Below are 13224 nucleotides of genomic sequence, written 5' to 3'. Positions count from 1 at the left end.
ACCCCATGGATCAGCCTGCCGGCAGCGGATCGGGCTCCGCCAGCAGCATCTCGATGTCGCTGGCGATCTCCTCGGGCTTGGTCAGCGGCGCGTAGCGCTTGTAGACCGTGCCGTCACGGCGCAGCAGGAACTTGGTGAAGTTCCACTTGATGGCGCCAATGCCCAGCACGCCCGGCTTCTCTGCGGTGAGCCACTTGTACAGCGGATGCGCGTTCGCGCCATTCACGTCGATCTTGCCGAACATCGGGAACGACACGCCGTAGTTCTTCTCGCAGAACGCGCCGATCTCGTCCGCCCCGCCCGGCTCTTGCTTGCCGAATTGGTTGCAGGGGAAGCCGAGCACTTCCAGCCCCTTCTCGCCCAAGCGCTTATAGACCGCCTCCAGCCCCGCGTATTGCGGCGTGAACCCGCACTGGCTTGCCGTGTTCACGATCAGCAGCACCTTGCCGCGATATTGCGCCAGCGGCACGCGCTGGCCTGCCAGCGAATCGGCTTCGAATGCGTAGACGTCGCTCATTTCACCCTCCGGATGGCTGCGGAAATGCTCCGCGCCTAACCAGAATTGTAGCGGCCCGCACTTGGCGGGCCGCTGAGGTTTATTACTTGTCGGATTCGGAATACCAGTAGGTGCGCTTGCGTTTGCCCAGCCCGGTGGGCGTGACCTTGACCGGGGCCAGCGCCGAACCGCCCGCACCGGTGCCCGTCTGGTTGCCGCAGCCAAAGCACACCGGCACCGGCGTCGTCCCGCTGCCGTTGCTGACCAGCACCACACCGTACACCGACGAGGGCGGGAAGCCGCCACCGTCGAGCACGACAGACCGGTTCGTGTTTTGGCCGGCACCGGTCAGGAAGCTGACCGAGTAAGTGCGCGCCTTGCCCAGGTTCGGGTAGCACATGCCGGCCGTAGGGATGGCCGGCGTGTTGGTGCCGAAGGTGGTGTAGCCGGCCACCGTCAGGGGCGCGTTCACGACCTTCTCACCCGGGTTGGGCAGCGTGATGTAGAAGCCCGAGCCCGAGCCGTTGTACGCCGTCGAGGTAGCGTCGACGAGGTTGGCCTCGGTCAGCGGCGTCCAGCCCGCAGGGATGGCACCGAGGTTCGGGTCCTTCAGCACGTAGAAGCGGTTGATCACGTTATATGCCGTGCCGGCCGTGGTCGAAGCCGAGTACAGCGGGTGCTCGCGGTCGCCAGTGCCGGCCATGATGGCGTTGAAACCCGCCGTGGGCACCACATCAGGCGCGTAGAAGAACTTGCGCGCGCTGTTGGAGTTGGCAGCGCCGCCCAGGGTGGCGAACAGGGTCAGCGTCCAGTTGGCGGGGGCATTGCCGGCGGTGGGCTGGAAGTCCACGCGCCAGATGTTGCCGCCCACATCGCCCACATAGGCCATCTGGATATAGCCGCTGCCGGCACGGTCCACCACGGTCACGTCCGAGGCGATCGAGCGCGTCAGGCTGTTGCTCTGCACGCACGTGCCGGCCACGCCGGAGCAGTTGGCGAGCGCGCTCCACACCGGCACGCCGGTGTAGGCGTCGAGCACCACGATACCGCGGCCCATCGTGTCGGTGCCGGGTGCCGGGTCGGCGTCTTCGGAGGCCGCATCGTAGCCGGCACCCATGATCAGCACCGGGTTGGAATAGCCGGTCACGCGCATCAGGCGCGGCTTGGACCACGTCTGGCCGAGTTCCGGAATGTCGGTATTGCTGCGCGACCAGACGTAGCGCGGGTTGGCCGGGTCGGTCACGTCCAGCGCATAGATCAGGCTGCCGCCACGCCGCGCGGTCAGGTAGATGATGGTGTGCGGGCTGGTCGGGTTGCGCTGGTCCTGCATGACGGTCGTGCTGCCGTCGAAGAAGTCGTCACGCGGCGTCGGCGTGGGCGTGATGCCGCTGGGCGTGGTCGACAACCTCACTTCCGGCGAGTTGGCATACAGGCGGCTGAGCTTGCCGATGAATTCCGGCGGGATGAAGCCCCACAGCTCGCCGCCCGGGCGCACGCCGTTGATGCCGGTCGTCTGGTTACCGTTGACGGCATGGAAGACCCCATCGTTGGTACCGTAGTACACGACGACATTGGGCGTGGTGGACGTCCCATAGTTGACGACGACAGGCCGTGAATGGAGCACGTCACCATGGATCGAAGGACGGATCGTCACTGGTGAGCCCGGGCCTGTTTCTGCTTCCTGCCCCGCCGCGGTGTCCCCGTCGAGTGCATTGACATCGCGGCCGCGCACCCAGTTGATGAAGTTGGTCTGATCGCTCGCGACGATGGTGGGCGCGCCATTGGTGGTGTTATACGAATTGATCGCGTTCAGACCCTGGGTGCCCGTCAGCCAGTTATTGGACGTATCGAACGTCGGCATGGCCTTGTTGGTCGGGCAGGTGCCGGTGCCGTTGCAGGTCAGCAGGGTGCGCTTGCTCTGGTCCGTCAGGAACAGGGCACGCAGCATTTCGCCGGCCCCGCCCTTTTCCACGACCTCTCCGTCAGGAGAATCCAACTTCCCGCCCTTGCTGGACGGACTGTTCTGCCAGAAGCCATTGGCGGGCCAGCTCGTCACGCCACTGGTGCCATAGCCGCCTGTGCCGTAGACCAAGGGCGGCTCCGCGGTCCAGAAGCTGGTGGCGTTGGGGGACATGAAGCCGGTGCCCGCGCTGCTGAGTGCGGCCTTGCCGACCGAATCCAGCAGTTGGAGGTTGCCGTTGGCGTCATAGCCGACTTGGTACTGCTTGAGGTTGCCCATCCAACGCGGCGATGCGCTGGCATCCGGCCGGAACATGCCGATGTACACCTGGTTCAGGAACTGCCCCTGCGCGTTGACCGCTGCCGGCAAGCTGACCGAGGCGAACACGCTGTTGACCGCCTGGATTTCGTTCAGGATCGACAGCAGCGCATCCGACAAGCCCTGCACATCGCCGAGCGGGACGGTGTAGTTCTTGCCACCGCCATTGGTGGCCATGCTGTTGTCGAACGCGATGTAATCGGTGTTGGCGTAGATGACGTTGGTGGCCGTGCTCTTCTTGTCGAGCTCAGCAACCGAGATCGTGTAGGTGATGATGTTCTGCGGATTGCCGTTGTTGTTGCCGTTGTTGGCGTTGGCCCCGGCCGACAGGTCGGTCTGGTACATGTAGCGCGTCCACTCATCCCCGGAGTTGTTGATGGTGGACTGCGTTGCCCCCGAAATCGGGATCTCCGCGGTCGTCAGGGGTGCAGGCGTTGCCCAGGTCGGCGTTGGTGCGGCGGGATCTTTCGAGTTGGTCAAGGCATCCTGCGCGGCGTTGCCTTGATCGCCAGGGTGACCACTCGTGGTCGCGTTGCCGATATAGATGACGTAGTTACGCTGGCAAGGGTTGGCGATGGGCGAGGTGTAATTGATGCCCGAAGTCGCACTGGCGAAAGAAAGCCCTTGGTGCCCGCTGTAAAAGGCCCATGCCTCCTGCATCGCGCCGCCGACCTTCACGCCGCCGTTCCCTGGGGCCTGTGTCGGAAACGTGTTCTGTAGATAGGACAGGAAGCTGTTGACGCCGTTGGTGTCCATCAGCATGAGCTTCTGCTGGGGCGGCGTGGATGCGGGCGGAAACGCAAACATCCCACCCGCGCTGTTGTGGTCGAAAACCATGAACCCCAGATTGAGGTTGCCAAGGAGCGCAGAGTTGCTCGCGATCGACTGTGCGGCGCCGTACAGCGCGCATTGTTCAGCGCCGGAGCTCTTGCCGGGGCTGGAAACCGTCAAGCCCGAGGCCGAGCATGTGAAGGTGGCACTCGCGTCGGAATTCGCACCGTTGTCGAAGATGATCACCACGTTCGGCTTGCCAGACTGCTGCGTCAGGCCGGTGTAGAGATCGATGTCTTCGGCGCCGGCTGGCTGAGAACCGGCCAGCGCAAGCGCTAGGGTTGCCGTGGCAGTCAGAGCGAATTGTTGGGCAATTGAGCGCATATTGGTTCTTCCTGGCTTGTCGCGGAGGCTCACGGGCACGCTGCGCCCGTCAGCACGCGGACTGCAACACCCTGATGCAATGTGGTATTCACGCTGGTCGCGTTGGTGTCAGTGACGTTGGCGGCCACATCCCACTGCGTCGCGCTGCAGTTGGACATGCCGCCCGGCGTGCCGGCGGCGGTCAGGACGCCGGTGTCCGAATTGTTGTTGACCCCGCTAAAACAGGAGGAGTCGGCAGCGTAGTTGGCATTGGTCGGGTCGGTCGTCAGCTGCGTGTCGGCGATCTGCTTGGTGGCCTTGCACACCGGCGCCGCCACCTGGGCGGTGTAGTCCGGGGTGCCGTCGCCGTTCACGTCCACCGGCACGCTGGTGGCCACGGGGTTGGCGGTGAAATCCTGGCTGATGACCTGCTCGATCCCCTGCTGTGCGGCGCCGCGCGCTTCCACGCCGTATTGCTGGTTGGCGGCGATCTTGGTGTTGATGACGCTCGAATTCATGATCATCACGACGATGCCCATGAACATCGCCAGGAAGATCAGCGTGACAACCAGGGTCACGCCCGACTGGCGTGCCGACAAACGCCGCATGGCTTACTCCCGTGGGCCGGCTACGTTGGCAGCGCGCGCGACTTCCGCGTAGACGTGCCGTTTGTAGCTTTTGTTGGTGGGCTGGACCATCGCGTTGGCGCCGCGGCCCAGGTCATAGGTCCGGTTGTCCGTCCAGCCGGGCGCCGGGTTGAGCGTGCGTGCGAGCAGGTTGATGCGCACGGCGGTCACGTTGCTCCAATTGGCCACGGCGGAGGTGTTCCAGTTGTAGCCGCCCACGTTGTTGCACACGGCACTGTTGTCGATGCCGGGGTTGGCCACGTAGCAATCGGGCGAGCCATTGCCGTCCACGTCCACGCCGTAGGCGAAATGCACATCCTCGACGCCCTGGGCGATCGAGTTGGGTTGCATCACGCCGCCGGACAGCTCCGCCACCTTGAGCGTGTAGACGCCATTGTCATTGCCGTTGCACATGTCGCACGTGGCGATGTAGAAAGCGCGCACGCTGACCTGGCGCAACTCGGCCGGCCCTGTGCAGGTCTTGTCATGCAGGGTGAAGTCCGTCGCAGTGCTGCTGAAGACGAACGGCACGGTATCGGTGGTGCAGAAGGAGTCCTGCAGGTAGGTCTGACCCGCGACCATGTTGGCGACACTGGGCAGCGCCGTGGTCGAGACGCGCCGCACGACCAGGATCTCCGATTGGGGCCACAGGTTGGGCAGGCACGTCGCCGGGTTCGTCCCGGGTGCGTACCCGTAGATGGCGACTGGCACGGTCGCGGGACTGTTGGTAAAGCCGAGCGCGTTGGTGGCCACGGCGCACACGTCGGGAGTGGCGATCGCGGACGCGCCCAGCAGGTTCAAATCCCCCATGAAGCCCGCCAGCCCGACCTCCTGGCCGATGACGTCGAGCGCGTAGCGGCCGTTTTCGATCTGGGTGGCGCTGTTGTTCAGCTGCACGCGCGATTGCGAGGTCGACGCGTACAGGCTGGCCAGCGCGCCCAGCAGCAGCAGGCCGAGCGTCATCCCGACCAGCAGTTCGACCAGCGAGATCCCGCGCTGCAGTTGGCGCAACGGCTTGTGCAGCGGCTTCATGACAGCGCTCCGATGCGCACCTGCGTGCTGATGGCGCGACGGTAGGCGTCGTTGCCGTAGTTGCCGCTGCCGCTGCCGCATGGCAGCGACGAGGGTACGGTCTGGACCAAGCCCTGCCATGCCACAGTGACGCGATAAATCTGGTTGACCGTGTCGACGGCCTCGATGCAGCCACGCGCCCCGATCATGGCGCCAAGCGCCACCGTGCCGCTGGCGGTGGTCTCCGCATTGCCGAGCAGCGCCGTGTTCCAGGCGGCCAGATCGGCCGTGACGGTGGCCTGCTGGGCTGCCGTGCCGGTCGAGCAGGTCGGTGCGGAAATCCCACCGGTGCCCGCCGTGGTGGTCGCGCCGGCCACGGCATAGCAGGTCGCGACCTGCCGGTTGGCGTTGAGCCGGGCGGCCATGTCCTGCAACATGGTCAATGCCTGCACGCGTTGATAGGACTCCATTTCGGACTGGTTGGAACGCGCCATCATGCCCGCCGCGCCCAGCAGGGCCAGCAGCAGGATCACCACCGAAATCAGGATCTCGATCAGGCTCGTGCCGCGCTGTGCCGCCTTACGAGGCAACCTGCGATGCAACCGTGCGGATACGCTCATTAGCACGCTCCTTTGGCCACGGCCACCCGGCCGGTACCACTGACCTGCACGCAAGATGGCGAGACCGACTGCCCCTGCGCGGTGGGTGTCACCTGGAAGGTGATCGTGCCTGTCGCCATCGGTCGGCCGTCGTTGCCGAATGCAAGCGCGGTGCCGGCGGCGGTGCTGGGCGCAATCGCGACGCCGCCGTACGGACCAAACGTGCGGATGACCGTCGTAGTCGTGCCCACCGTCACTTTCAGCACCCAGTTGGTCGCCCAGTTGCTGGTGGTCGACACGGTGGCGATGGCGTTCTGCTTGACGGCTTCGCTGCGCGCCAAGGTCATCGCGGCAGACAGATCGAACGAGGCATTGCGGGTGGCCTGCGTCGCGATCAGGCCGGAGAAGGACGGCACGGCGATCACGGCAAGAATGGCAAGAATGGCCAGCGTGACCATCAGCTCGACCAGCGTGAAGCCCTGGCGGAGCGGCTTGCCGGCGCGGCGCGGCTTGGCAGTCGTGTCCATGGCTTACTTCCAGCAGTTCGACGCGGTGCCGGCAGCGGTCTTGAGGCCGGTGTTGTCCAGCTTGAGCACGCCACAGCCGGTGTCGTTCGTCAGTTGCGAACCCTGCGGGCTGGCGACGAGCGCATAGCTCGGTGGCACGCTGCTGGCGCTCAGCGAGATGGTGTAGTTGAGCGCAATGTTGGCGGGCACGCTGCTGGCGACCGCCGGGAGGCTGGCCGCATAAGCCCGGTTGTCGAGCAGGTAGCGCTCCTGGGCGGCAGCCACCTCCTGCATGAAGGATTCCGCTGCGGCCCGGTTGGAGCGCACGATGTAGTTGATGTACGACGGATAGGCAATCGCGGCCAGGATGGCGACGATCGCCACCACAATCATGACCTCGATCAGCGTAAAACCCCGCGCCGCTTGCGCGCGCTGGCGTATCGGCTTGCTTGCCACGTTTTCACCCACCCGAATTTGCTGGACGTCTTATCGTTGTAGTCGCCCCTACCCACCGACTCAGAAGGGGTGCTCGCCGTTTATACGGCATTCCTCAGCAAATATTAAGGAAAGTGAATGAACTCTGGGTGACGCTCAGCGGGGCGCAAACGTTAGGCACCCCAAAATACCTCAAATGGTGTAGTTACCTGGATACATCCCCAGGGCATGCACCAAAAGCGAGCCCCTGACCTCGGCGTTTGAGCCTTGCGGGTGTCCACTGAGGCCGGGGCGATTCACACCGGGCAACCGCTTAGAAAAACCGGTGCAGCAGGTTGGTTGCCTGTTGCAGCAGTTGCGCCACCAGCTGCGTGATGCCGGTGAACTCGGTACTGGCATAGGCCACGCCCCCCAACAACGCCACCGTGACCAGGCCCAGTTTCAGTGTGTCACCCACGGCGATTCCCCAATCCTTTCCATCCGGGAGAACGACTGCGCCGCGCCATGCGCGCCAAGGCGCGGCTTCCTTTTGGATGCAGTATTGCGATGGCGGGTGACGATTGGAATCCTTCCAAGGAAGGAGCGCTTGCGGGGGTGGCGTCGTCCCAAAGGAGAGCTTGGGGCGCCAATTTCGGATGAGCCCGGCGCGCCCCAGGGAGGGTGACGCGCAGCGGGGCGCAACGCTATGCGCCCCCAAAGACCGCAACTTCAACGGTTGCGGTGGTCCGGATACGTCAGACCACGTTCTGGTGCTCGGTGCCGGCCGTCAGGTCGGTCTGCCCCCCGCGCTTGCTGTGCAGCTTGATCTGCAGGCGCAGGTCGTTCAACGAGTCGGCATTGCGCAGCGCATCCTCGTACGTGATCTTGTCTTCCTCATACAGCTCGAAAAGCGCCTGGTCGAACGAGATCATCCCCTGCTCACGGGACTTCTTCATCACTTCCTTGAGCTCGTGGATCTCGCCCTTGAAGATCAGGTCCTGCACCAGCGGCGTGGCCAGCATGATCTCCACCGCCGGCGCGCGCCCCTTCCTGCCTTTGCGCGGCAGCAGGCGCTGCGCAATCATCGCGCGCAGGTTCAGCGACAGGTCGATCAGCAGCTGCTGGCGCTTTTCTTCCGGGAAGAAGTTGATGATCCGGTCGATGGCCTGGTTCGAGCTGTTGGCGTGCAGCGTGGCCAGGCACAGGTGACCGGTTTCCGCGTACTGGATGGCGTATTCCATCGTATCGCGGTCGCGGATTTCGCCAATCATGATCACGTCCGGCGCCTGGCGCAGCGTGTTCTTCAGCGCCACGTGCCACGACTCGGTATCGACACCCACCTCACGCTGCGTCACCACGCAGTTCTGGTGCGTGTGCACGTATTCCACCGGGTCTTCAATCGTAATGATGTGGCCGTACGAATTCGCATTGCGGTAGCCCACCATCGCCGCCAGCGAGGTCGACTTGCCCGAGCCCGTGGCGCCCACCACGATCACCAGGCCGCGCTTGCTCATCACGACCTCATTGAGGATCGGCGGCAGGTCCAGCTCGCCCAGCGTCGGGATCTTGGTGGTGATGGTCCGCAGCACCATGCCGGCGCGGCCCTGCTGCATGAACGCCGACACGCGGAAGCGCCCCGCCGTGGGCGCGGTGATGGCGAAGTTGCATTCGGAGCTGTCTTCAAACTCGCGCAGCTGCTTTTCGTTCATGATCGCCTTGACCAGGCCGATGGCCTGCGCGGCGGTCAGCGGCTGCTGCGAGATCGGCGTGACCTTGCCGTCCACCTTGATGGCGGGCGGGAATTCCGAGGTGATGAACAAGTCCGAGCCACGGCTGTTCACCATCAACTGCAAGAGTTCGTGGATGTATTTGGTGGCGGCTTCGCGGTCCAGCATGGCGTGCCCCTCCTGCTAAAAGTGTCGACGAGGGATGAGCGTGAGCGAAGCGATCAGTTCGCGAACGCGTCCGGGTTCTTGGCGATGGCGCGGGCGTCGGCGTAGTTGATCGCCGAGCGCTTGATGAGCTCCGAGAGGCACTGGTCCAGCGTCTGCATGCCCATGCCGCTGCTGGTCTGCATCATCGAGTACATCTGCGAGATCTTGTTCTCGCGCACCAGGTGGCGGATGGCCGGCGTGGCGATCATGATCTCGTGCGCCGCGATCCGGCCCGAGCCGTCGCGCGTCTTGAGCAGCGTCTGCGAGATCACCGCTTCCAGCGATTCGGAGAGCATGGTGCGCACCATGTCCTTCTCTTCCGACGGGAACACGTCGACCACACGGTCGATGGTCTTGGCAGCCGAGCTGGTGTGCAGCGTGCCAAACACCAAGTGGCCGGTTTCCGCGGCGGTCAGCGCCAGGCGAATGGTTTCGAGGTCACGCAATTCGCCGACCAGGACCACGTCCGGGTCTTCACGCAGGGCGGACTTCAGCGCATTGGCGAACGAGTGCGTATGCGGCCCCAGCTCGCGCTGGTTGATCAGGCTCTTCTTGGATTCGTGCACGAATTCGATCGGGTCCTCCACCGTGAGGATGTGGCCCATGTCGTTTTCGTTGCGGTGGTTGACCATCGCCGCCAGCGTGGTCGACTTGCCCGAGCCGGTCGGGCCCGTCACCAGCACCAGGCCGCGCGGCTTCATGGCGAGGTCGGCAAAGACGGCGGGCGCCTTCAGGTCGTCCAGCGTCAGCACCTTCGACGGAATGGTCCGGAACACGGCCGAAGCACCGCGGTTCTGGTTGAAGGCGTTGACCCGGAAGCGCGACAGCCCGGGAATCTCGAACGAGAAGTCGACTTCCAGGTTTTCTTCGTAGACCTTGCGCTGCGCGTCGCTCATGATGTCGTACACCATGGAGTGGACGTCTTCGTGCTTGAGCGGCGGCACGTTGATGCGGCGCATGTCGCCGTGGATCCGGATCATCGGCGGCAGGCCAGCCGACAAGTGCAAATCGGACGCCTTGTTCTTGGCCGAGAAGGCCAGAAGCTGCGCGATGTCCATCTTATAATGACCCCCGACTTTTTTATGTCGCCTTGGCGTCGCAATGGCGCCGCCTGACGCGCTCCGGGCCCTTGAAAAGGCATGCCGAAGCCTTGTTTATTTGTAACAAACGTCGCCGGATTATGTCTGTAATCGCCGCCAACTTGCAAGCCGTGCGTCAGCGGATCACAACGGCCTGCGCATTGGCTTCGCGCGATCCCGCCGGTGTCACATTGCTGGCCGTTTCCAAGACCTTCGACGCCGATGCCGTGCGCGCCGCGCATGCCGCCGGGCAGCGCCTCTTTGGCGAGAACTACGTGCAGGAAGGCGCCGCCAAGGTGGATGCGCTGGCCGACCTGCAGACCGGCACGAATGGCCCCGACCCGATCAGCTGGCACTTCATCGGCCCACTGCAGAGCAACAAGACGCGCGCCGTGGCCGAGCGCTTCGACTGGGTGCACAGCGTCGACCGCCTGAAGATCGCCGAACGCCTCTCGGCCCAGCGCCCGGACACCCTGCCGCCACTGCAGGTCTGCCTGGAGATCAACATCAGCCGGCAGGCCAGCAAACATGGCCTGCTGCCCGATTTCGACGAAGTCCTTGCCGTGGCACGCGCCGTGGCGGCCCTGCCCCGCCTGCGCCTGCGCGGCCTGATGGCGGTTCCCGAGCCCACCGACGACCCGGTCGCCCAGCGTCAACCCTTCGCGGCCCTGCGTGCCCTGGCCGATCAGCTGCGCGCAGCTGGCGTTGACATCGATACCCTGTCGATGGGCATGTCGGCCGACCTGGAAGACGCGGTTGCCGAAGGCGCGACCATCGTGCGCGTCGGCAGCGCCATCTTCGGGGCGCGGCAGTATGCGCACGCGCACGCCTGAATTCCTGTTCCTTTTTTCTACCGACCTCTCTCATGCTCGACACTCTGAAACTCGGCTTCATCGGCGGCGGCAACATGGCGGCAGCCCTCATCGGCGGCCTGATCGCCAAGGGCGCGCACGGCGCCAACATCGTGGTGGTGGACCCGACCGAGCCGGCCCGCGCCCGCGCCGAGCAGAGCTGGGGCGCCCACGCCGCTGCCGCGCCTGGCACCGAGCTGGCCGACCGCGACGTGATCGTGCTGGCCGTCAAACCGCAGCAGATGCGCGATGTCTGCGCTCAGCTGGCACCGCACCTGGGCGACAGCCTGGTGCTGTCGGTGGCAGCGGGCATCCGCATCCAGGACTTGTCGCGCTGGCTGAACGGGCACGCGCGCATCGTGCGCGCCATGCCGAATACGCCGGCGCTGTCGGGCCTGGGCATGACCGGGCTGGCGGCCAACGCCGGGCTGTCCGAGGCCGACCGCGCTACCGCAAGCGCCATCGCCAACGCCGTCGGCAAGAGCCTGTGGGTGCCCGCCGAGGCGCAGATCGACGCGGTCACCGCCATCTCGGGCAGCGGCCCGGCGTACGTGTTCTATTTCATCGAGGCGATGCAGCAGGCGGCGCAGGAGCTGGGGCTGTCGGCTGAGGCTGGGCGCACGCTGGCGGTGGAGACGTTTATTGGGGCGGCCACGTTGGCCGGGCAGTCGAGCGAGCCGGTCGAGGTGTTGCGCGAGCGGGTGACGTCCAAAGGCGGGACGACCTATGCGGCGCTGACGGCGATGGAGGGGGCTGGTATCAAGGGGGCCTTTGTGCGCGCGATGCATGCGGCGGCTGCGCGGGGCAAGGAAATGGGCGAGGAGTTTGGGCGGGATTGAGTTGTTAGGTTGGGCTTGTGGTCCGGGTTTTGGGCTTGTGGTCCGCCTCCCTTTCGGGGAGTGTCAGTATTTCCGTGTTCAAGGCGGGATTGAAATTCACACGGACGGTCGAACGAATCGATCTGCGTAGAGGATAGCGAATTGGTTCATGGCCTGCTTCCAATCGTGAGCGGCGCGGCTCCAACCCGCCGTGATGTTGCGCAATGCCAGCCAGATGAGCTTGGTCGCAGCATCGTCGGTCGGGAAGTGGCCTCGGGTCTTGATGATCTTGCGTAGTTGCGCGTTGACGTTCTCGATGGCGTTCGTCGTGTAAATCACCTTGCGTACCGCCGGTGGGAACGCAAAGAACGGAATCACGCGATCCCAGGCGTTGCGCCAAGCGGCGCTGACCGTTGGGTATCTTTGTCCCCAAGGACCGTCGGCAAACGCATCGAGCTCGGCCTGTGCGGCCTCCGCGCTCGGCGCTGTGTAGATCGGTCGAATCGCGGCAGCCAGCGCCCGACGGTCCTTCCAGCTCGCGTAATCGAGGCTATTGCGGATCAGGTGAACGATGCAGGTCTGCAGCGTGGTGGCCGGAAACACCGCTGCCAGCGCTTCGGGCATGCCCTTGAGGCCGTCAGTCACGGCGATCAGGATGTCGCCCACGCCGCGCGTCTTGAGATCGTTGAACACCTTCATCCAGAACTTGGCACCCTCGGTGTTTTCGATCCACAGGCCCAGAATGTCACGCGTGCCGTCGGGCAGTACGCCCAGCGCCAGATAGACGGCCTTGTTGCGCACCACGGCGTCCTCCCGGATCTTGACCCGCAGCGCGTCGAAGAACACGACCGGATACATGGGATCGAGTGGCCGGGCCTGCCATGCGGTGACTTCAGCCATCACCTCATCGGTGACCGAACTGATGAACTCGGGCGAGACGTCCGTTGCATATTGCTCCAGCAGGAAGCCCTGGATCTCGCGCACGGTCATACCCCGGGCGTACATGGCGACGATCTTGTCGTGAAAGCCCTTGAAGCGTCGCTCGTGTTTGGGAATGAGCAGCGGTTCGAAGCTGCCGTCACGGTCGCGCGGCACCTCGATGCGGATCGGGCCATCCTCGGTCAGAACTGTCTTGGCGCCCGAGCCGTTGCGCTGATTGGTGACGCTGGCCGGTTTGACCGCGCCTGGCGGGTAACCGAGATGGTGATTCATCTCGCCACCCAGCGCCCGCTCGATCAAGGCCTTCTTGAGGGCCAGCGTGGCGGCGTTGATGGCTTCGGCCGTCATCGGGCCGCTGCCGAATTGCTCAAGCAGTTCGGCGGGGATCGCCGGCAGGTCCGCCGGCTTGGCTTTCGGTTTGCGTGGCATAACGTCTCCTTGAGAGCAGTTATGCCTTGAACACGAAATTACTGACAGGCCCCCCTTTCGTCCCCTGCCGGGGCCGACTCACTTTCTTTGTCTTGCCAAAGAAAGTAAGC

The 13224-nt window shown here is 64.5% G+C and carries 13 protein-coding genes; 2 read left to right on the top strand and 11 right to left on the bottom strand.

The genetic code is table 11. The features are described 5' to 3' along the window. Window positions 1–10: 10 nt before the first annotated feature. The 10 genes from QZ609_RS18070 to QZ609_RS18025 all read right to left on the bottom strand — a co-directional run bounded on the left by QZ609_RS18070 (window position 11) and on the right by QZ609_RS18025 (window position 10056). Window positions 11–517: a glutathione peroxidase gene (locus tag QZ609_RS18070; protein ID WP_295497677.1), complete on the bottom strand. Its 507-nt coding sequence runs from the start codon at window positions 515–517 to the stop codon at window positions 11–13. A gap of 82 nt (window positions 518–599) precedes the next feature. Then, window positions 600–3929 (bottom strand): PilC/PilY family type IV pilus protein, encoded by a 3330-nt coding sequence (locus QZ609_RS18065; RefSeq protein ID WP_295497675.1) that lies wholly within the window; start codon window positions 3927–3929, stop codon window positions 600–602. Between the two features lie 29 nt (window positions 3930–3958). After that, window positions 3959–4516, bottom strand: a complete 558-nt coding sequence (locus QZ609_RS18060) for a pilus assembly PilX N-terminal domain-containing protein (RefSeq protein WP_295497673.1) — start codon at window positions 4514–4516, stop codon at window positions 3959–3961. A gap of 3 nt (window positions 4517–4519) precedes the next feature. Next, on the bottom strand, window positions 4520–5566 hold the full coding sequence (locus QZ609_RS18055) for a PilW family protein (protein ID WP_295497672.1): 1047 nt from the start codon (window positions 5564–5566) through the stop codon (window positions 4520–4522). Further along, window positions 5563–6165 (bottom strand): type IV pilus modification protein PilV, encoded by a 603-nt coding sequence (locus QZ609_RS18050; RefSeq protein WP_295497670.1) that lies wholly within the window; start codon window positions 6163–6165, stop codon window positions 5563–5565. Before QZ609_RS18050 ends, QZ609_RS18055 begins: the two co-directional genes overlap by 4 nt. Next, window positions 6165–6671, bottom strand: coding sequence for a GspH/FimT family pseudopilin (locus QZ609_RS18045; RefSeq protein ID WP_295497668.1), 507 nt, complete (start codon window positions 6669–6671; stop codon window positions 6165–6167). The genes QZ609_RS18050 and QZ609_RS18045 overlap by 1 nt, the downstream gene beginning before the upstream one ends. Before the next feature lie 3 nt (window positions 6672–6674). Then, window positions 6675–7106 (bottom strand): type IV pilin protein, encoded by a 432-nt coding sequence (locus QZ609_RS18040; protein ID WP_295497666.1) that lies wholly within the window; start codon window positions 7104–7106, stop codon window positions 6675–6677. A gap of 292 nt (window positions 7107–7398) precedes the next feature. After that, entirely contained in the window at window positions 7399–7542 is a 144-nt protein-coding gene (locus tag QZ609_RS18035; RefSeq protein ID WP_295497665.1) for a hypothetical protein, read from the bottom strand. Window positions 7543–7819: 277 nt separating this feature from the next. Next, window positions 7820–8959 carry a PilT/PilU family type 4a pilus ATPase gene (locus QZ609_RS18030; RefSeq protein ID WP_295497663.1) on the bottom strand — a complete coding sequence of 380 codons (1140 nt, stop codon included), beginning with the start codon at window positions 8957–8959 and terminating at the stop codon, window positions 7820–7822. 53 nt (window positions 8960–9012) lie between these two features. Further along, window positions 9013–10056, bottom strand: a complete 1044-nt coding sequence (locus QZ609_RS18025; RefSeq protein ID WP_295497661.1) for a type IV pilus twitching motility protein PilT — start codon at window positions 10054–10056, stop codon at window positions 9013–9015. Between the two features lie 122 nt (window positions 10057–10178). Between QZ609_RS18025 and QZ609_RS18020 the strand changes: the two genes are divergently transcribed. After that, a complete protein-coding gene (locus tag QZ609_RS18020; RefSeq protein WP_295497659.1) occupies window positions 10179–10910 on the top strand; it encodes a YggS family pyridoxal phosphate-dependent enzyme in 732 nt (243 codons plus the stop codon). A 32-nt stretch (window positions 10911–10942) separates the two neighbouring features. Then, window positions 10943–11767 (top strand): pyrroline-5-carboxylate reductase, encoded by an 825-nt coding sequence (gene proC / locus QZ609_RS18015; RefSeq protein WP_295497657.1) that lies wholly within the window; start codon window positions 10943–10945, stop codon window positions 11765–11767. A gap of 96 nt (window positions 11768–11863) precedes the next feature. Here proC and QZ609_RS18010 read toward each other — a convergent pair whose 3' ends face one another. Continuing rightward, on the bottom strand, window positions 11864–13114 hold the full coding sequence (locus QZ609_RS18010) for an IS256 family transposase (RefSeq protein WP_295497653.1): 1251 nt from the start codon (window positions 13112–13114) through the stop codon (window positions 11864–11866). Window positions 13115–13224: the final 110 nt, after the last annotated feature.

Origin of the sequence: uncultured Ralstonia sp. (genome assembly GCA_913056305.1) — a bacterium.
Classification (GTDB): domain Bacteria; phylum Pseudomonadota; class Gammaproteobacteria; order Burkholderiales; family Burkholderiaceae; genus Ralstonia.
This window is presented reverse-complemented; position numbering and strand designations above follow the sequence as displayed.

What these genes read in the sequence shown, in the direction of transcription:
- QZ609_RS18050 (WP_295497670.1), bottom strand. Translation starts at nt 6,165, where the DNA reads ATGAGCGTATCCGCACGGTTGCATCGCAGGTTGCCTCGTAAGGCGGCA.
- QZ609_RS18055 (WP_295497672.1), bottom strand. Translation starts at nt 5,566, where the DNA reads ATGAAGCCGCTGCACAAGCCGTTGCGCCAACTGCAGCGCGGGATCTCG.
- proC (WP_295497657.1), top strand. Translation starts at nt 10,943, where the DNA reads ATGCTCGACACTCTGAAACTCGGCTTCATCGGCGGCGGCAACATGGCG.
- QZ609_RS18065 (WP_295497675.1), bottom strand. Translation starts at nt 3,929, where the DNA reads ATGCGCTCAATTGCCCAACAATTCGCTCTGACTGCCACGGCAACCCTA.
- QZ609_RS18070 (WP_295497677.1), bottom strand. Translation starts at nt 517, where the DNA reads ATGAGCGACGTCTACGCATTCGAAGCCGATTCGCTGGCAGGCCAGCGC.
- QZ609_RS18020 (WP_295497659.1), top strand. Translation starts at nt 10,179, where the DNA reads ATGTCTGTAATCGCCGCCAACTTGCAAGCCGTGCGTCAGCGGATCACA.
- QZ609_RS18060 (WP_295497673.1), bottom strand. Translation starts at nt 4,516, where the DNA reads ATGCGGCGTTTGTCGGCACGCCAGTCGGGCGTGACCCTGGTTGTCACG.
- QZ609_RS18025 (WP_295497661.1), bottom strand. Translation starts at nt 10,056, where the DNA reads ATGGACATCGCGCAGCTTCTGGCCTTCTCGGCCAAGAACAAGGCGTCC.
- QZ609_RS18030 (WP_295497663.1), bottom strand. Translation starts at nt 8,959, where the DNA reads ATGCTGGACCGCGAAGCCGCCACCAAATACATCCACGAACTCTTGCAG.
- QZ609_RS18010 (WP_295497653.1), bottom strand. Translation starts at nt 13,114, where the DNA reads ATGCCACGCAAACCGAAAGCCAAGCCGGCGGACCTGCCGGCGATCCCC.
- QZ609_RS18045 (WP_295497668.1), bottom strand. Translation starts at nt 6,671, where the DNA reads ATGGACACGACTGCCAAGCCGCGCCGCGCCGGCAAGCCGCTCCGCCAG.